Annotated in this window: 11 protein-coding genes; 9 read left to right on the top strand and 2 right to left on the bottom strand. The window is 54.6% G+C overall.

The features are described from left to right. The first annotated feature begins 8 nt into the window (after positions 1-8). The 5 genes from recC (at position 9) to D5085_00615 (ending at position 10,603) form a co-directional block, all read left to right on the top strand. Positions 9-3,461, top strand: coding sequence for an exodeoxyribonuclease V subunit gamma (recC, locus tag D5085_00595; GenBank protein ID QEP41772.1), 3,453 nt, complete (start codon positions 9-11; stop codon positions 3,459-3,461). Positions 3,462-3,463: 2 nt separating this feature from the next. Then, positions 3,464-7,096 carry an exodeoxyribonuclease V subunit beta gene (gene recB / locus D5085_00600; protein ID QEP41773.1) on the top strand — a complete coding sequence of 1,211 codons (3,633 nt, stop codon included), beginning with the start codon at positions 3,464-3,466 and terminating at the stop codon, positions 7,094-7,096. Then, on the top strand, positions 7,093-8,973 hold the full coding sequence (gene recD, locus D5085_00605) for an exodeoxyribonuclease V subunit alpha (GenBank protein QEP41774.1): 1,881 nt from the start codon (positions 7,093-7,095) through the stop codon (positions 8,971-8,973). Before recB ends, recD begins: the two co-directional genes overlap by 4 nt. Before the next feature lie 185 nt (positions 8,974-9,158). Then, positions 9,159-10,388, top strand: coding sequence for a hypothetical protein (locus tag D5085_00610; GenBank protein ID QEP41775.1), 1,230 nt, complete (start codon positions 9,159-9,161; stop codon positions 10,386-10,388). Continuing rightward, the gene (locus D5085_00615; GenBank protein ID QEP41776.1) at positions 10,388-10,603 is read left to right on the top strand and encodes a hypothetical protein; all 216 of its coding nucleotides are present in this window, start codon (positions 10,388-10,390) and stop codon (positions 10,601-10,603) included. The genes D5085_00610 and D5085_00615 overlap by 1 nt, the downstream gene beginning before the upstream one ends. 307 nt (positions 10,604-10,910) lie before the next feature. Here the strand turns inward: D5085_00615 and D5085_00620 are convergent, their stop codons facing one another. Further along, on the bottom strand, positions 10,911-11,960 hold the full coding sequence (locus D5085_00620; GenBank protein QEP41777.1) for an IS3 family transposase: 1,050 nt from the start codon (positions 11,958-11,960) through the stop codon (positions 10,911-10,913). Continuing rightward, positions 11,957-12,400, bottom strand: coding sequence for a hypothetical protein (locus tag D5085_00625; protein QEP41778.1), 444 nt, complete (start codon positions 12,398-12,400; stop codon positions 11,957-11,959). Before D5085_00625 ends, D5085_00620 begins: the two co-directional genes overlap by 4 nt. Before the next feature lie 61 nt (positions 12,401-12,461). On the opposite strand from D5085_00625, the gene D5085_00630 reads away from it, so the two are divergent. From D5085_00630 to D5085_00645, 4 genes are all read left to right on the top strand, one after another. Next, positions 12,462-12,920, top strand: a complete 459-nt coding sequence (locus D5085_00630; GenBank protein ID QEP41779.1) for a hypothetical protein — start codon at positions 12,462-12,464, stop codon at positions 12,918-12,920. Between the two features lie 89 nt (positions 12,921-13,009). Next, complete coding sequence (locus D5085_00635; protein QEP41780.1) at positions 13,010-14,803, top strand: IS1634 family transposase; 1,794 nt, start codon at positions 13,010-13,012, stop codon at positions 14,801-14,803. Between the two features lie 127 nt (positions 14,804-14,930). Next, positions 14,931-16,163: a hypothetical protein gene (locus tag D5085_00640; GenBank protein QEP41781.1), complete on the top strand. Its 1,233-nt coding sequence runs from the start codon at positions 14,931-14,933 to the stop codon at positions 16,161-16,163. Beyond that, positions 16,160-19,954 carry a helicase gene (locus D5085_00645; protein QEP41782.1) on the top strand — a complete coding sequence of 1,265 codons (3,795 nt, stop codon included), beginning with the start codon at positions 16,160-16,162 and terminating at the stop codon, positions 19,952-19,954. The genes D5085_00640 and D5085_00645 overlap by 4 nt, the downstream gene beginning before the upstream one ends. Positions 19,955-20,494: the final 540 nt, after the last annotated feature.

Here is a 20,494-nt window from a genome sequence, read left to right on the forward strand (position 1 = left end):
ACTAACTGATGCAACCGACAACAACCTCTCTCCCAACTCCCGGACTAGCCATCATCTACAGCAACGATACCGAACAGCTACGTCGGGTGGTGATTCAGTGGCTGACACAACAGCCGGTCTCGCCACTGGGGCTTGAGACGATATTGGTACAATCGAACGGTATTGCCCAATGGCTCAAGATGGCGCTGGCGAGCCGCGATGAAGGGGGACCGGGCGTCGCAGCCGGGATTGAAATTGAGCTACCGAACCAATTTATCTGGCAGCTCTATCGCGCCATTTTGGGCGATGTGGTGCCAAAACATCTGCCTTACGATAAAAACAACCTCAGTTGGCGCATCCTGCACCTGCTGCCGCAGCTACAGCAGGAGGCGATTTTTGAACCGGTGCGGCGCTATCTGGCTGACGATGAACAGGGGCTTAAATCGTACTATTTAGCCCTACGCCTGGCCGACCTGTTTGACCAATATCAGGTCTACCGGGCTGACTGGTTAAATAGCTGGAGTCAGGGGGAGGATACTCTGCCCGATGGCAAAGGCGCTAATCCCCCTGTACCGTCTGCCCAGCTGTGGCAGCCGGCACTGTGGCGCGCGCTGCGGCAAGATATGGCACAGCGGGAGTCGCCACAACGCTTCTCCAGTCGCGCCGATGTGCATCAGCAGGCGCTTCAAGCGCTGCAGGCGGGCGATATTGCCAACCCGGCAGCGCTGCCGGAGCGCCTGATTGTGTTTGGTATCGCCGCTCTGCCGCAGCAGAGTGTTGAGCTGCTAGCGGCACTGGCAGCACACCGCCAGGTGATTATGGCCATCCTCAACCCCTGTCGCTACTACTGGGGTGATATTACCCTGCTCAAAGATGAGATTCGCCAGCAGCAGTGGCGACAGCAGCGTAAAGCGGGGCTACCGCAGCAGATCGATCCGGATCTGCTTCATGTCCATGCCCCGCCACTGCTCGCCTCACTCGGGCGACAGGGGCGAGACTACATCAGCTATCTGCAGCAGTTTGACCAACCCGAGCGCTATCGCGACTGGTTTAGCCAGATTGATCTGTTTGATGAAGAGCTGCCGGAGGGGGAGGGCACCCTGTTACAGCAGCTGCAGCGCGATATTCTCGAGCTGCGGCCGGTTCCGACACCTCCCCGTTCACTCGACCTATCTGATCGGTCGATCACCTTTCATCAGGCTCATTCACGCCAACGCGAAGTCGAAATTCTGCAGGACCGACTCATCGCCGATTTAGCTTCTGACCCCACCCTACAGCCGCGCGACTGCATGGTGATGATGCCCGACATTCACAGCTATAGCGCCCATATTGAAGCGGTGTTTGGCCGGATTAACCGCGATGACCCGCGCTATATCGGCTATACTCTGGCCGACCAGAGGCAGCGGGGCCACAATCCGCTGCTGATTGCGGTGGAATACCTGCTTAACCTGCCGCAGCAGCGGGTGACGCTCAGTGAAGTGTTATCGCTATTGGAGGTTGAAGCGCTGCAGCGCCGCTTTGGTTTCAATGCCGCCGCGTTAGTGCAGTTAAAGGTTTGGCTGGAGGAGTCCGGCGTGCGGTGGGGGCTGAGTGAAGCGCACCGGCGTCAACTGGAGTTAGCCGCCATGGGTCACCCCTACAGCTGGGCCGCCGGTATGGAGCGGATGGTGGTGGGCTATGCCATGGGCGAGACTGAGGCCTGGCAGGGTGTCACCCCCTACGGCGAAGTATCGGGTCTGGCGGCTGCAGAGCTGGGCACGCTACTAGCACTCATGCGGCAACTCGAACTCTGGCAGCAGCGTTTAACCGCTGAACCGATGCGCCGGCTCACCGACTGGCAAGCGCTGTTAGGGGGCAGTGAGGAGACACCCGGACTGCTGGAGAGCTTCTTTACGATGGAGAGTCTCAGCGAGCAGGCGCTCCAGCTGCGGCTACAACACGCCTTAGCTGGGCTGCGTCAAAGCTGTGATGCCGGTGGCTTTGACCAACCGCTCACCCTGGCGGTGGTGCGCGATAGCTGGTTAAGCGGGATAGATGAGAGCGGGCTGAGTCAACGCTTTATGGCCGGCCATGTCACCTTCTCCACCCTGCTGCCGATGCGGGCGATTCCGTTTCGACGCATCTATATGCTGGGGATGAACGATAAAGAGTATCCGCGTACCCGTCGCCCCGATGATTTTGATCTGATGGCCGGGCGCTACCGTCCCGGCGATCGCTCGCGGCGGGATGACGATCGCTACCTCTTTTTAGAGGCGCTGCTCAGCACCCGCGAAGCGCTCTATATTAGTTGGATCGGGCGCAGTGTGTACGACGATACCCCCCAGCCACCGAGTGTACTGATTAGCCAGCTGCGTGACCAAATCGATAAGGGGTGGCGCATTGGCAGCGAGCGACCGCTGCCTTATCTGACGACAGCCCATCCGCTCCAACCCTTCTCCCGCCGCTATTTTGGTGGCGATGTCACCACCTATGCGCATGAGTGGCAACTGCCACCGGCTACAGCGCAAGAGAGTGAGCCGCTGCCCCCGTTAACCGCAGAGCAGCAGCCGGAGCTGACTCTAACCACCCTGGCCGATTTTATGCGCCACCCAGTGACCCACTTTGTGCAGAGCCAGTTTAAGGCGCGTTATCGCCGACAGTCGGTCGCGATGTCGGATGATGAGCCGTTCTCGCTTGACGGACTTGAACAGTATCAGCTGCAGCAAGAGATTGTGGCACGGCTACTAAGCCGCGATTTTTTGACGGTAGAGGAGGCGGTTACCGGCTACTGTAGCCGCCAAAATCTGCCACTATACGGTTTTGGCGAGCAGCTCCGACAGACGCTTATTGCAGCGATAACGCCGCTGTGGCACCACTTTTTAAGCGACTGTGGCGGACAGTGGCAGCCGGGAGAGGGGGTTGAGTGCCATATTGCACTACCGACAGGCACACTGGTGGGCGCGGTTGAACCGCTCTATCAACTCAGTGGCGCCTCTGCAGTACAACTGTTGTGGCGTGGGGGGAAAATTCTGACCGAAGGTTCGGGGGATAAAAGTGAACAGCCGCGCTGGCATATTCTTGCCACCACCTGGTTACAGCAGTTAGCCGCCAATGCGATGGGGGTGGCAGTCTCAACCCGACTCTATGGCGAGGGGGGGTGTCTCTGTTTACCCCCAATCAACGCTGAAGCGGCCCGCACACAGCTCGATGGAGTGTTACATTGCTGGCAGAGTGGACTCAAGTCCCCCTTACCCTTAACCCTGAAAAGTGCCATCGCCTGGCTGCAGCAGGATGAGAAGAGCAGTCGGGAGGAGATTGACGGCAGCTATCAGCAGGAGGGGGCGCTGAGTGAAACGCCGGAGCTGCGACGCTACTTTAGCGACTTTGATGCGATGGTTGAGGCAGGCTTACCGCAAGCCGCCGCCGCACTCTACGGCCCGTTAACCGCAACTGCATGGCAGTGGTACGATGCCCCCGCCAATAGCCACGATAGCGAGATATAACCATGACTAAAAAACTCTGTCCGATCACCTTTCCGTTACACGGTAAACGGCTGATTGAAGCGAGTGCCGGTACCGGTAAAACCTATACCCTGGCTGCGCTGTTTGTACGGCTGATATTGGGCCATGGCGGGGCTAACGGCCAACCGCAGGCGCTGACTCCACCGCAAATTTTAGTGGTCACTTTTACCAATGCCGCTACCGCAGAGCTCCGTCAGCGGATTCGTGATCGCCTAATCGAAGCGGCACAGCTATTTCGGGGTGAGCTGAGCCAACCCGATCCCTTTTTTAGCGCACTTTTGGCCGACTACCCGCCGGCTGACCATCCGCGCTGTGCCACCACCTTAGAACTGGCAGCGGAGTGGATGGATGAGGCGGCGATTTTTACTATTCACGGCTGGTGTCAGCGGATGCTGACCGAACACGCCTTCGATTCAGGCGCCGCGTTTGATGAAACGCTGGAGCAGCAGAGCGATGAGCGGCTGATGCAGATTTGTCGTGACTACTGGCGCCACTTCCTCTACCCCCTGCCGCCGACACTGCTGCAGGCGGTTAACCCCTGGCAGAGCCCGGAAGCGCTGTTTGAGGCGGTAGAGCCACTGCTGGAGCGGGGTGTGTTGCCGGTGATAGGCGAAGAGCTGCTGCCCGAACCTTGTGCACCGCAAGCCTTACAACAGCCGGTTGAGCAGTGGCAGGCAGCGCAGCAGGCGGTGTTACAGCAGTTAGCTGAGGTCGATAAGGCCGATGCGATGGCCAAATTGGATTGCGCTATGGAGAAGGGCGTCTTAAATGGTAACTCCTTCAGAGTTAAAGATTGGCCACAGCAGCGGCAGCAATTACTCGACTGGCAACCGCTACAGCAGATATTGCCATCGAAAATGGTGGAAAAATATTGCCAACAAAATTTAACCGACAAAACTAAAAAGGCTAAACAGCAAGAGACACCGACCCACCGGCTATTTGAGCTATTGGACGACTTATACCAACTGGAACAGGGCTCGCCGCTACCACAAGCGACACAGCAGCTACGGGTTCACGCCGCGCGCTGGATTGAAGCCCAATTTATTCAGCGTAAAACGGCAGAGCGGGTGCTGACCTTTAACGATATGTTGACCCGGTTACAGCAGGTGCTGCTCGATGAGCGGGGAGAGCGTCTGGTGGAAGGGATTCGGCAGCAGTTTCCGGTGGCGTTAATTGATGAGTTTCAGGATACCGATCAAATTCAGTGGCAGATTTTTAACCGTATCTATGGCCATGCCGCACAGCAGCAGCTTGCGCTGATTTTAGTTGGTGATCCCAAACAGGCGATCTATAGCTTTCGCGGAGCCGATATCTACACCTATCTCAGCGCCAGAGAGCAGGCCGATGCCCACTACCACCTTGAGACCAACTACCGCTCAACTGATCCGATGGTGACAGCGGTGAACCAACTGTTTGATCAAGCCGATCAGACCCAAGCGGACGGTGCGTTTCGTTTTGTACAGGCGGGGCAGAACCGACTGCCGTTTGAGCCGGTTAAAGCGAACGGCCGTCGCGAGCAGCTCTGTTATCGCGGTCAGCCGTTAGCGCCGCTTAACTACTGGCTTATCGATACCCCCTATCCGGCTGACAGAGAGGTTAAGGGGAGCGGATTAATCAATAAAGCCGACTATCAACAGCTACTGGCCGACTACTGTAGTGGTGAAATTGCGGCACTGCTATCCGAGCCGCAGTGTGGGTTTTATCAGGGGGAGAGCTTTACCCGGCTACAGGCGGGCGATATGGCGATTTTGGTACGCGATCGCAATGAAGCGAACGCCATCCGTCAGGCGCTACAGCAGCGCGGATTGCGCTCGGTCTATCTGTCGGAGCGCAACTCTGTGTTTGATAGTGATGAAGCCGAGCTACTACAGAGCTGGCTTCAGGCGTGCCATAACCCCGATGAGGAGTCGCTGTTACGGCTGGCGTTAATGCTACCGCTATCGATGCGCAGTGATGTCGAACTGCTCCGGCTAACGCAGGAGGAGCAGGCGTGGGAGGCGATGACCGAAGCGCTGCGTGGCTGGCAACAGCTATGGCAGAACCAGGGTGTGTTAGCGATGCTGCGCCACTGGCTGCACTATATGGCACTGCCGCAGCGCTGGCTGGCCGAACCGCGCTATGGCGAGCGCAGTTTGACCAATCTGCTCCATCTGGCTGAGCTGTTACAGCAGGAGAGCCAAATGCGGCGTAGCCTCACCGGCCTGCTGCGCTGGTTTGAAGAGCAGCGACAGCAGGCCAGTGGCGGAGAGGGGGAGCAGCAGCTGCGGCTGGAGAGCGATGCGGCGCTCATTAAAGTGGTGACGATTCATAAATCGAAGGGGTTGGAGTATCCGCTGGTGTTTCTGCCCTTTATCTGCAACAGCCGCATCCTTAAAAAGGGCGATTCGGGACGCTACTACAGCGACCGATGGCAGCAGAGTGTCTACGATATTGAGCTAACCGACGCGACTAAAACAGTGGCGCTGTTAGCGCAGCAGCAGGAGGATATTCGCCTGCTCTATGTCGCCTTGACCCGGGCGCGGCACGCCTGCTGGCTCGGTTTAGCGCCACTGCTGTCGGGTACATCACCCAAAAATCATACCGCCCAGAGTGCGATTGGCCATCTGCTGCAGCTTAAGCCGCAGAGCACGGCCGCAGAGATGGCGCAGGCGTGTCAACCGCTTAACTGGCAGCGCCTGAGGCCCAAAGATGCAACCTTAAGTGAGGCTTTGGAGACAGAGACCCCAACGGGGGCAGCGCTCACCTTAACCCAACCGATCCGACGCTCAAACTGGTGGATTGCCAGCTACTCCGCCCTGCAGCATGGCGGCAGTGGTGGCGATGAGCTGGCCGATCGCCGTAGCGATGAGCTGGGATCGGAGATGGGACAGAAGTCGTCGGGTCAACCAAAGCTTGACACGATACACGCCTTTGCCAAAGGGGCGAAGCCGGGCTCACTGCTACACGATCTCTTAGAGTGGAGTCAGCGACAAGGGTGGGCAACCTTTGACCCCTATAGTGACGCCAATCACGCCGTTATTGAGCAGCGGCTACGCGACCACGGTTGGGAGAAGCAGACGCCGGTGATTCAGCAGTGGCTACAGCAGATGCTACAGACGCCGTTACAACGCGGTGGCACCCTGGCGACATTGCCACAATCGATAGCGGAGATGGAGTTCTGGCTGGAGGTCAAGCAGGTTGAGGTGAGTCAGTTAGATCAGATGATTACCCAAGCCATCTGGCCGGAGCTGGCCCGTCCGGCACTCAAACCGACCCAACTCAATGGCATGCTCAAGGGGTTTATCGACTTAACCTATCTGGCTGCCGACGGGCGCTACCGGGTCGCTGACTATAAATCGAACTGGCTCGGCCCCGATGAGACCTACTATACCACCGACGCGGTCAAACAGGCGCTACTGCACCACCGTTATGAGGTGCAGGCTGTCCTCTATCTGCTAGCGCTGCACCGGCTGCTCACCCAGCGTCAGCCCGGCTATTTGGATGAGCCGCAGCGCTATCTCGGCGGGGCGCTCTACTGGTTTATTCGTGCGCCTGAGGCGGGGCAGATTCAGCTCGATATCCCGCTAACGCTGATTACGGCGCTGGATCAGATGTTTCAACAGGGGAGAGCCGCATGAACGCACTACCACAACTGCAACAGCACCTGGCTGACTGGGTAAAACAGGGCGTGCTACGCCAACTTGACCTGGAACTGCTCTACACTCTGGATCACTTAGCCCCGGAGCCAGAGCCGTTAGTCTGGCTTACCACTGCAATCGTGAGCGCCCTCTACGGCGAAGGGCACAGCTCTGTGAGTCTGACGCTGCTATCCGGGCAGCCCGATGCGCTGTTAGGGGTCACGGGCAGTGAAGTTAATCCGTTGCCATCACAGTTACTACAGGGGGTCACGCCGGAGTCGTTACAACAGCAGCTACTCAAAAGTCGCTGGTGTAGCACACAAGGGGAAGCACCGTTAACGCTGGCGGGGGAGCGCTGCTATCTGACCCGGCTCTATCGGGCTGAGGCGCTGATTCGCACTCAAATCGGGCAGCGTTTGACCAATGCTGAACCGGTTGACCACGATAAGCTCAACGCCACCCTGGCGCAACTGTTTCAGCCGCAGGGGGAAGAGTCCGCCCCTGACTGGCAAAAGCTCGCTGTGGTGCTGGCACTGCAGCGGCGCTTTATGATTGTCACCGGTGGCCCCGGCACCGGTAAAACGACCACGGTAACCCGCCTGCTTGCCGCACTACAGCAGCTGGCTGACAAACCGCTGCATATCGCTCTGGCCGCGCCGACCGGTAAAGCGGCTGCGCGGCTCAATGAGTCGATGGCCGGGGCGTTAGCACAGCTCCCTGCAGGCTGGGCCGACTCGCTGCCGCGACAGGCACAGACACTGCACCGGCTGCTGGGGGTTAAACTGCACCACCACAGCTTTCGTCACCATGCCGGTCGGCCACTGGTGGAGGATGTGATTGTGGTGGATGAAGCCTCGATGGTCGATTTGGAGTTAATGGCGGCACTGATGGCGGCACTAAAACCGACGGCGCGGCTGATTTTGTTGGGCGATAAAGATCAACTCGCCTCAGTTGAGGCGGGAGCGGTATTAGGCGATCTCTGCCGTGGCGCGGAGGCGGGCAACTATAGCGCGGTGACGATAGCGCAACTGCAACCTTTTAGCGATAGCACTTTAACCCCGTGGCAAGGGGAGGGGAGTGCGATGAATCAGGCCACGGTGATGCTGCGCCACAGCTACCGCTTTACCGGAGCGATTGGCGAGCTGGCGATAGCGGTCAACCGGGGGGAGGGGGAGACGGTGCTAGCTCAGTTACGGCAGGCGCAACAGTTACCCGATAGCCCGATCCACTGGGTTCAGCCTACTGATCCGGGTGATCCACAGCTAAGACGGCAGATTATGACGCAGCTGAAACCGTTTTTAGCCCGAATCGATCCGACTGAGCGGTGTGACGATGAGCGGGCACTGGCTCTTTTACAGCAGTTGAGCCGGTTTCAACTGCTGTGTGCGTTACGCCAGGGCGAGTGGGGGGTAAGTGCGCTAAACCGGCGGATTAGTGGCTGGGCCAAGGCCGAGTGCGGCGTGAGTGGGGCTTCGGAGTGGTTTGTCGGTCGCCCTGTCATGGTACTGCGTAATAACTATGCCCTCGGTGTGATGAATGGCGATGTCGGTCTGACGCTACTGAATCGTGCCGGCGAGTTAAGGGTGGCCTTTAAAACTGTGGGTGACGGGGAGTGCCACAATACGATTAAGTGGGTGCTGCCGGGACGATTAGGTGAGGTGGAGAGTAGTTATGCGCTAACGGTGCATAAGTCGCAGGGATCTGAGTTTAACCACTGTGCGCTGCTGCTGCCGCCTAAAGAGAGTCCGGTATTGACCCAGGAGCTGTTCTATACCGCTCTGACCCGGGCTAAAGAGGGATTTACCCTCTTTGCCGGTAGTGAGGCAGTGATTAAACAGTGTGTGGAGCGTCGGGTGTGGCGTGGTAGTGGGTTGTGATGGGATACCCATATGATATCTAATTTTGGTATTGATTAACAGAATCAGAATTTATACCCTTTTTGGATCCAAAAATGCCAATCTTCTACGGCCTGCAAACTATCTTCACCCAGATTGACGGGTTTGAAAAACAAGCGTTTGACTTTTAAGGACGACAATCCAACAAAATATGTGAGGAGTTTCTAATGCCTTTTTTATCCCTACTTGATAATAGAGCCAAGCCTAAAGGCTCAAGAGATCCACTTGGTTTTGAGCTAGTTTGGTCACACTTTGGTCGTAAGGTGATTGGAAATCTCACTACCATCACTTCCTCAATGGATAACTTTGCAGTAGCACTGCTTGGGTTCTTATGGGCTAATCAACTGGTGACAGTCGAGGAAGAATGTGAACGGCACAAGAAGATAAGGGAAATATTCCTACGCTACGAACAGTTGACTGGCTATATCCGTTATCTGGGTAAAGCACAGGATATCATGGGTGTGACACGGGTACAGAAGCGTATCCTGGATGAGTCCTTCAAGCTCACGCTGGGCCTCGGTATGGAACAGCAGATATTGAGCGACCAGGCAAGTTATGGCCTCTGGGGTCTCTATTCGACTGCGGCCCGTGATACGGGACTTGTCGAGGGGAATAACCGTGCTGTAACCCCACTGGGGAGATCAATTGCAGATGCCATCGTGAAACAGCTTGGAGAGGCCAGTGAAGAACTGTACAAATTGATCGGATTAAACAAAACTTTGGATAGAGGGCAGCTGGAGCAGATCGCTCCAACTTTTATGAAGGCGATTCACCATCAGAGTGTGCAGCAGCCACTACTCAATGCACTGATGTCCGGCAGTGATCCTCATGCAATTCAGAACGAGTTGTGGCATATCACCAAGCAGCTTTACAGGGATAAGGGGGAGACTATTGGGGAAACTGCAGACTTTGTCTCTGAGGTTCTTAAAACCAAACCCAGTGCAGAACTTACGCAATCACTCCACGAGATTATGTCTATTGAGCGCATCCTAGTTGCCGCAAACAATATCTTTCACTATTGCCGTCGCAAGGACGGTGAGCATCTTGATTCGATCTTCAAAACGCTTGATGGGCATTATAGCTATGCCTACCTTCCTAAGAATGTTCCTGATACAGACTTTCCCAGAAGGGATACATTGCGCTCGATCTTGGAGGCGTTTCAACATAATGATAGCAGGCGCGTAGTGAGCGAGGTTCTTTCACTGAATAAATCGGTCATGCAGCAGCGCAGTGGGGCACCCTGGGTCGAGCTGGAATCGGGTGATACCTTGCGGGTGAAGGTGAAGAGTGAAAAAGCGGAGCTTCGCCAGCAGGAGGAGCTGGAGCAGAAATGGGACTACGACTACTTTATCGGTTCCTTCGTTAAAATTGCACATCAGAATTTGGGTAAAGCCTAATGGACAGCGCCGTTATAACAGAACGACTGCTTGAACTGATTGATGATCGTCAGGTGCTTGCAGCGCTGTTCACCACATACACCTTTGAGACTGACTTCTTCGAGCTTGAAGTAATACCACTACTACTGAGCCAGGAGATGCCTTATTCGGCAGACGAAAGGGTCCGGAAGCTGTCAAGCAATTTGAGACCAGTTGTTAAAAAAATAAAGCTCTAAATCTAGCCGGTGATTGCCACTGCCCTCACCGGCAAATTTCGCCTATGTTGAGTCATGACGCAACAAGGAGCGAACATGACCCTCATGGCCCTTTGCCGCAAGAGCCAAGCCCTTCAGCAAGGGGGAGCTGCAAGGCGAACTGCAACCCCTAATCTAGGAACCTCCCTCCTGCACCGCGTTACCCACAGCCCGCCCCCCTACGATAATAAGGGGGTCTCCGGGGGGCGGGCTATGGATAACGCTCTGTCATTCAGCCACCACAACCGGCTAAAGCCATCGACGATAGACCCACTAGCGGCACCGTCACTCATCTCTCCTTCGCTCTATTCAGGGTTGGATAGTTGACCTCCAGCGACCCCACCCCCTCCTCCGGTAGAGCGGGGTTAATCCATACCTCAGTAGGGGGTTGCTTAACCTTGGGCTCACCATGAATAAAGCGTTTCGGATGCTGCTGATAGGCCTGCTTCAGCGCCTGTTCACGCTGCTCGCTAACCTCCTTGTAACGACCGGTAAATACCTGCTCTGGAGTGAACCACGCAATCCCTCGATGGTGGTGGTGGAAACAGTACCAGTCAACATAGTCACTAAACCATATTCTGGCATGGTCAACTCCTGTCAATCGTTGAGGATAATCGGGTTGTTGCTTGAGTGTTTTAAATTGACTCTCGCTAAACGGATTGTCGTTACTGACTCGTGGACGGCTGTGGGAGCAGGTGATCCCCAGTTCGGCCATCAAGTCGAGATAGCCTCTGGCGGTCATCGGCACACCTCTATCCTGATGCAGTGTTAAGCCACTGAGCGCGACCCGATAGCGAGCCGCTGCGTCACTGATTAACAGCTTGGAGAGCTCACTATTCTCCTTCCTTGAGACCATCCAAGCCACAATAAAACGGCTGTAGAGATCCATCACCACATAGAGATTCAAGAAGTTACCCTGCTCTGTGGTGGGAAGCTTAGTGATATCCCATGTCCAAACCTCATTCGGGCGGGTCGCCCGTAATCGGGGGATAGCGTGTGATTTGGCCGGTTTTTGAGCTCGCCGCTCTCCCGTCTGTTGATTAGCACGAAGGATCCGATACATCGTACTGATTGAACAGTAATATTTCCCTTCATCCAGCAGGCTAGCATAGATCTCTGCCGGAGGTTGGTCATAGAATCGTTCGCTGTTCAAAAGCCCCAGAACGGCTTGCCTCTCTGCCTCACTCAGCGCATTGGCTGCGACGGGTCTTGGAAGGCTCGCTCGGGGGGAGACAACCGGAGCCTGTCGGCGGTAGTAGCCTGCACGCGAGAGCGCTAGGCTATCGCAAGCGGCTCTTATGCTCACCGAACTGGGGCACTCTTTTTCAACTAATCTCATAAGCTTATCTCTGTGTTCATCTGCTCCAATAAGCTGAAGGCTTTTTTTTGGAGCGCAATCACCCCTTCGGTCTGCTGTAACCGTTGGCTAAGACGCTGAATTTCCTTCTTTAAACGCTCTATCTCCTTATCTCGCTTGTCTAGGCTCGGTTTGCGACCACTCTGTTTCCCTTTCAGGCCAGCCTGCCCCTGTGCTTGCAGTTGTCGGCGCCATTTGGTCAGATGGGAGCTGTAGATCTGCTCTTTGCGCAGCAGCTCGCCTAGCTGACCCGGCTCCTTGCACTGCTCTGCTTCTGCTAGGATCCGAAGCTTCTCTTCCTCACTAAATTTGCGGTAGGAGCGCTTCTCTTCATCGGGGTCGGTAACCTCGTTGGAGGGTAAAACGGTAGTATCTTTGGGCATCGTGTATCTCCTCTGTTGCCCCCCTGATTCTACATTCATTTCTCATCAGGGGTGGTCTCAGGGTATCTTGACACTCAGGGAATGCCAGTACTGGGTGGAGGTGTCTCGCGGAAAGGTAAGACGAAAATTTATCAACATCCTGCTAGAAGATATTGTCTTTCTGAAAGGTCACCGTGCATTTGTGCCGACAGATGGCCCAACGGCCATTGACGTTATCGAGCAGTTTCTCGATGCCTGTAGCGGCGGCAACAGTGTCGAGCCGACCTACTACTACGGCCTTAGCTTTCCAGATAACCATCGAAGCTTCAGCGAGTTCCTGTCACGTACGCCAAGTCCTTTGGCACAATACAATAACTGGCACCTTGAGATCATCTCGCCTTTCTTTGCCGATGATGCCAGGAATGATGAGCATAAGATCTTTTTAGGTATGGGGGTTGTCGACATCAAATTGTTGCTTCCCTTTGATGATGAAAAGAATGCCCTTTGTCAGCCCATCTTTCGTCAAATCCGACCAAAATCCCCAAAATATATCGGGAACCCGATATGCGATTTTAATTAAATCAATTACTTGAGTTTTGAAAATAAATCGTAGTGCCATAATGTGACGGATAGGCTTGCAATCCCCCATTTTGCAGCTACACTGTCAGTATGTATATTCGTCGCACTACGATTAAAAGCCACGGCTCCGGTGAGCCCTACTTCACCTATCGACTGGTGGAATCCACCCGTGTGGCCGGCAAGGTCAAGCAACAGACCCTGCTCAATTTGGGTCGCCACTTTAGTGTAGAGTCGGCGCAATGGCCGCTTCTGACCGCCCGCATTGAGCAACTGTTGAACGCACAGGGCGATTTTCTCACCCTGGCACTGCCAACCGCCCTGGAGCAGACCGCCCAGCAGTTGAGCAACAAACTACAGCAAACCGGTTACGGCGAACCGTTACCGCCGCACACCTGGCAATCGGTCGATATGGACTCTCTGGAGCTAAGCCGGCCTCGTCAGGTTGGCATTGAACAGTTGGCTCTGCATGCGCTGCAACAGCTGAAACTGATTGATAAACTGCAAGAGCTTGGCTTTAACCGTCATGAACTGGCCGCAGCCATTGGCAATATCGTTGGGCGCATGGCTTCTCCTGCCAGCGAGTGGGCCACCTATCACTGGCTCCAGCAGCAGAGTGGACTGGGCGAGCTCATCGGTTATGACTTTGACGCCATGGGGCATGATCGCCTCTATCAAGCCAGCGACCTGCTCTGGAAACACAAAGCGGCACTGGAGGCCCATCTCTGGCAGCGGGAGCAGACGCTTTTCGATCTGAAGGAGACTATCGCCCTCTATGACTTGACCAATACCTTCTTTGAAGGAGCGCCCGACTCCGAACTGGCACAGCGTGGGCGCTCCAAGGAGCGGCGCAGTGACTGCCCGCTCGTTACCCTCGGTCTGGTACTCGATAGCAGTGGCTTTCCGCGCTGTTCACGCCACTTTGCCGGTAATGTCAGCGAACCCTCCACCCTGGAGGGTCTGCTCACTGAGCTGGAAGCCTCGCCACACAGTACTGTTATTATGGATGCCGGCATTGCCAGTGAGAAGAATCTACAGTGGCTGAAAGGTGCCGGTTACCACTATATTGTCGTGAGCCGTCAACCCCATCGAGAGTTTGATGAGACCCAGGCCACGCTGATCAAAGAGAGCCCCGGCAATTGCGTACGCGCGCAGCGGGTTGAGGATGGCGAGCGGGGGGAAGTCAAACTCTACTGCCACTCCGAAGCGCGAGAACTGAAAGAGCAGGCGATTCTGGATAGCATTGCGCAACGCTTTGAAGCGGGGTTAACCGCCCTTAATGAGGGACTATCTAAACCCCGTTGCACCAAAAGCAGCGAGAAAATCCATGAGCGGATTGGTCGGCTCAAACAGAAGTATTCCCGTGCAGCCGCCCGCTATACCATTAGCGTCAGCGAACAAGAGGGCAAAGCCACGGCCATCACCTGGTCTCTCAACGATGCCGCCGACTCAGCGGCCAGCCATCCCGGCGTCTACTGTCTGCGCACCGATTTACTCGATTGGGATGCTGCCAAGCTGTGGCAGACCTATATCCTGCTCACCGACCTCGAAGCGGTCTTTCGCAGCCTGAAAAGCGAACTGGGGATGCGCCCCGTCTATCACCATACAGCCGATCGCCTCGAGGGCCACCTCTTCATCACCCTGCTCGGTTACCATCTCGTGCATACGCTGCGACATCAACTCAAAGCACACGACATTCATGCGAGCTGGACATCCCTGCGACAGCTGTTTGCCAATCGTCAGCGGGTGAGTGTCACCGTCAAGCGTGAAGATAATCGCACCATTCATCTGCGCAAAACCACCCGCATCGAACCCCATCAACGTCCAGTTCTGGATGCGCTGGGACTCGACTATTCGGTCCATCCGACAAAGATGACGCTGATCTAAATTCGGCTCAGTCAACACGCGTTCTGCATTCTGCATCGTGAAAAATCATAGATGTAGTGCCATACTACCCATTGAATTCGTCTCAACTATTTGATTTTTTGCACTATTCGATCTAGCAAATCGAAAGATGGGTCAGGAAGCCTACTACCAGCATATACAGCAGGAGGAAGGGATTGAGTGGGCCCAGTGGCGAGAAGGAATCGCCCGCACACTCGGGCTGATTGGTGATCACTTCAGACGTCTGCACGCCAAGGTCTACCATTTCTACAATGGACGGGCCTCCTGGGTATTCGTCGGTTCAGTCAATTTCACCTATAAGGCCATCCATGAGAATGTCGAGGCGGGTTTTCTTGCTCGTCTCGATACCCCGGGGCCGCTGCTTGAGCCCATGCCGGAGGATAGGGTGGTGGAGCAGTTTGCCGATCTGGATGAGGCTGTGCCCGGAATGGAGAGTGATAAAGGGGATGAGGTGATATTGCCAGACCTGCACCTCTGCTACGACTGGGTATCGAAGCAACTGAAAGGGCGCACAAAGACGAAGCGCAAAAGGTACGAGATTGAGATCCTAGGTCCGGAGGGGGAGCCTGTCATCGAGCCCTGGGCCATCCCCTACCAGGAGGTGGTGTATGAGGGAGAGACGGGGCGACTGGAGAAGGCTCTTAGAAATGGCTCTCTGGTCAAGGTACGGGGACGGGAACTGGATCGCAGGGAACGGCCAATCATCCTCGCCCATCCGGTATTACTGCAGCAGATAGGATGGAGCCACAAACCCCTCGACCTTCCTGCGCTCTCAGCGGAGCAGATCCTGGCTATCTATGCGGGGATGTCCCAGGAGCGTCGCCAGATGATGCTGGTCGATGCCAAGATCCGTGCCCTAGTGTTGAGTGCGCAAGGGGGGGAGCTGACCGTTCACACCGATGATCAGATCATCGAACAGTTCTTCTGCGAGTATGCAGAGATATTCAATGCCTTCTCCAGGCTAAGAAAACGCCTCGAGGCCTCGCTTGAGGCTGAGCAATATCATCAACTAGACTACTACCTGACAGGCAAGGGGGTCGATAGCATACCCTCCCTCATCGAGCGAGCCACCCGAACGGATGAGAATGATAAACCGCTCAATGCGGTGACGACCTACCTGTTACTGCTATCTGCGCTGGAACTCTACCGACTTGATGAGTTCTCCGGTCGTCCGGCTGTGGAGGCGCTGCAACACCAACTCATGGATCAAATCGAGGCACTTAAATCCGGTGACCGTCTGGTACTTGAGGACGATACGCCGAAAAATCGTAAAACCTTCTTCAAGTGGTTCGAAGAGGAGTTTTTCAGAGCATATAAGCCAGTCGATGAGGGTGCCGCATGAATCCCATCGACCTGGAAACCGCCAGACAACTCATCGACTACACCGGTGGGGATGACGCACTCGAATCGCTAGCCGACATCCAGATCAAGGGTGCAGTTGCCCTGCAAAACAGGATCTGTGACCCAGAGATCGGCCTTGCCTATCTGGCCGATGAGGTCGGGATGGGGAAGACCTACATCGCTCTGGGTGTGGTCGCAATAATGCGTTACTTCAATCCGATGCTACGCGTTCTGTATATTTGCCCAAGCCGTAATGTACAGGAGAAATGGGTAAGAGAGTACAAGGCCTTCATTCGTACCAATGTCCGGGTCAGTCAGGGGCGCATTCGCACACGTGAGGGCAAGCCTGCCGCTCCTTATCAAAGCTGTCGTAATGTTGTAGATCTCCTGCATGATGCGGCCTCCGGCTATTATGCTGACTTCTTTATTGGTAAAGACAGTTTCAGTATCAGTATCAGCGATGACGTCTCAGTCTGGGAAAGGAAGCGTGATGAGCTCAAGGCGCTGATCCCTGCTCATGAATGGAAGGGGATCATCAAATCAAAATACGATGTAAAAGAGCAATATGCACGTGCCCTGAACTATATCTTACCAACCTTCGATCTGGTCGTTATCGACGAGGCTCATAACTTCAAACACGACTTTCAGAGTAGTGACAGAAATAGGGTGCTATCCGGGGTACTGGGCTTCCGGGAGGAGGACGGATACTTCCCTCGTGCCAGACATGCCTTGATGCTCTCGGCAACGCCTTATGACCGCAACCTGAATCAGCTGCGTAACCAGCTGAAGATGGTAGGCCGACTCGACCTGCTTCCTGAAGAGATGGACGACAACGACAAGCCTCAAATGACGGAACGGTTACGTAACTTCCTTGTAAGACGACTCAATACACTCAAAGTCAATGGCGATGACTTGACGAGAAACATGTATCGGCGCGAGTGGCGAAAAGGTCCCAAGGCCGAGATACTGCTCGAATCAGATGAGCAGAAGCTGGTGACCGCACTGGTGCAGAAGAAGGTGGGGGAGATGTTGACTCGCCAGTCGGGTTCCCCCTCCTTCCAGATGGGACTGCTGGCCTCTTTCGAAAGCTTTGCCGAATCAACCCGCTCAGAACCTGTGCAGTTCGATGGTGATAAGGCCGACAAGAAGCAGAGCGATGCGCGGGATCGCCATGTGATCGGGCAGTTGGTAGATAACTACATCGACTACGGTTTGGGGCGTACCCTGCCGCATCCCAAGATGGACAGCGTGGTCAAGCGCCTAGGGCAGGCGATGTTCAATGAATCGAAGAAACAGATCGTCTTTGTTCGGCGGGTCAAAAGCGTTAACGAGATCAAGGATAAGCTCGACGATGCCTATAACAGATGGATAAGTGGCTACATCGATGATGTGCTTAAAGAGCACGAAGAACCAAAGGCAATCATGGCGGGTGTCTATGCCAGCTACCTGGAGGCGAGTCGAAAGCGTGACAAAGATTTACTTGGGGGTGAGTTTGACCGAACCGTAGATACTACTGAAGAAGAACTCCCCCCAAAGAACGACACTTTTTTCGCCTGGTTCTTTCGTGGGGCTCTCCCCAAGGAGGCGGCAACGCAGCTCGCGGTCACAGGCGGGGAGTTTCCATCACCGGAATCAGTTCGAAATGGACTGGCAGCCAAGAACCAGGTTATCGTTAACCTGCTTGAACCGAATTGGGCATGGTACCTGTGTCGGCGTGAGGGGCTCGATCTGACAGATATTCTGGCACAGAACGGTGAGGATATTGCCGCAATGGCAGGGAGCTATATCACGGGCGACCTCACCAACTACCACTACGAGCTCTTTCATGCCTGCCAGACAGCCTTTGTCAGGTGGCTGGTTGAGTATCAGGGCCTGGCAGAATTCAAACCGTTGTATGAGCATATGGTTACCTCTTATTCACAACGGAGTGATGAGTATGTGAATAAAGACAAACTCGCTAATCAACTTTCCACAGAGACACTTTACACCGAACTGGAATCGGTAGACCTGGGGGATGCGATTGTTCCCATGCAGGCAAAGCTCTACGAAGCACTCAAGTCGGGGAAGATAGAGGATGAGTTAGCGCGTTTTGAGATCCATAAGACCCTGATGAGTTTCGTTCTGAGAACGGCGCACGGGATCATCGACATCTACCTAGCGCGACTGAAACAGGGGCCAGGAAATCTCACAGTGGAGAGTCGTACCCAATGGATCCGCGACTTTGTGGTTATGTTATCTCGCCAGAAGGAGAGCAGGGGGTTTACCACCTGGCATGAACTGGTGCATCTGGGCGCCCACATGGAACTCATTATCAAAAACAGCATCCCGGAGATCCTAGAGAAAAGCCAGGGTGAATACCGCAAAGTCCTAAGTAATATGCTGAATCCGGTCTCCCCGGTGATAGGTGCATCAGGTGAAACCTCGGGGCGTTCAGCTCAGGCGAGAAAGTTCCGTATGCCGGGTTACCCGTTGGCACTTGTTACGACCGACGTGTTTCAGGAGGGCGAGGATCTGCACACCTTTTGTGACAGTGTCGTCCACTATGGTCTATCCGGTTCACCAGTAAGCCTAGAGCAAAAGACGGGGCGCGTGGATCGTGTCGGTGCCATGGCGCAACGTCGTCTGATGGCCCTGGAGCGCCAAGCGGAGGAGGATGACTATATCCAGGTGACCTTCCCGTACGTCAAAGAGAGCATCGAGGCATTGCAGATCAGACAGATCTGCCGGAATATCAATGAATTTATTAAATCCCTGCATGATGTTGTCCCAGGCGATCACACCGTCGCGGATATCGTAGATGTAGAAAGGGCGATGTTTGAGAAAGAAGAGGTGCCCGAGCAGATCCTCACGCCACTTAAATCGCCCTATGACCCGACAGTCGAAGTAGCGAATGAATTTCGTGCCGTCGAGGAAGTCGAAGAGAATGATCGTCGCCGGACGGCAGAGATCGCCCACCTCATGAACCTGATCGACAACAAGATCGAAGGCAGTGAGCAGGTCTATCATCTTCAGGAAAGTGATGTCGATATCCCGGCAGGCAAGACGGCGATCAGGTTGGGCTCGGCCAGAGCCAGTGGTGAGTTGCTGCTATCGCTAAGCTGTCAGGCCGAATCGGGTATCTACAGAATCGATAATAAGACGCAACTGCTTGAGCTGATGTGCGACCTGTCATGGACCACATTTCACCGTACCTTCGTCACCGAGTCTTCGGATGCCAAGAACAGCTATCACCTTTACTTCAATGCCGAGATGCTGGTTGGCGGTGAGGGGGTGACACAACGCTGTGAAATTGACCGTCTCTTCGAGCGCATGAAGATTAAGCACAACCCGCAGGGCTATTGCGTTGAGCTGCCGGATGCGATCCGCGCACTTATCGATTCCATCAATGAAGATACTCCCATCCCTGTTGATCGCACAGGCGGGACGCGTGTCAGGGTGACACATGAGGCGGGTGTTACCACCCTGCTGTTCGAGTTCGGTGGTCTGGTACTGCCAAGAACACAACGTATCTCACTCTTCTCATCGCACGAGCGGGTAGTTTTTCTGAGTCATGCGACACGGGCGGGGTTTTGTAAGGAGCTCGATGCAAGGGATATCATCAAATACACTTGGATGCGAAATCGCCATATCGATCTGGTGGAGTTCGTTGTCGACCCATCGCAGGCAATCACAGGAAGGGTGGTCCATCCCAGTGAGGAGATGCAGTGGGAGGAGTTTATCTATTGTGCCTATACCTTGGCCGTAGAGACCGACAACTTAGAATACCTGCTGAGTAAACATGACATTCTGTAGTTCACTCGTTTTCCCTTTAAAAGGGCGCTTCGGTATGTATCCTCTCCAAACCACAGGGTCACTGCCTAGGCTGTCGAAATGCCCTCATTTTCAGCTATAATGGTTTTGCTCAACAGATTTTACGCCTCAGGAATGGGAGTGTCATGTCTCTTGTTAAACCGAGCAAACTGCCAGTTTGTGGCTACCTCTGACGAAACGGTGAACAAAGCCATGATTGGCCTTGTTCATCGTTTCGTCATCTAACGGTAGGTTGGGCAAAGCGTAGCGTGCCCAACTGCACTCTGTTGGGCACGAGCTAACGCTCTTTGCCCAACCTACCCTGACCAACGGGCTGACGAAAGCATGAACAAGGCCGATGTTTCCTTAGTTACGGTGATAAATAGTTTTGTTAACTAATTTTATCTCCGATATTATTGATGTCCTGTTTCCTGTGAAACCAAAAAGTGCCATTTCTTAGTTATTCCTAACTAAGCAATGAAAAAGGTCATCTACGGGTACATCAGAGCTCCGATTATTGCAGATGAGTTTAGAATTTTTTTC

It is taken from the genome of Ectothiorhodospiraceae bacterium BW-2, assembly GCA_008375315.1.
Taxonomy (GTDB): Bacteria; Pseudomonadota; Gammaproteobacteria; order Thiohalomonadales; family Thiohalomonadaceae; genus BW-2.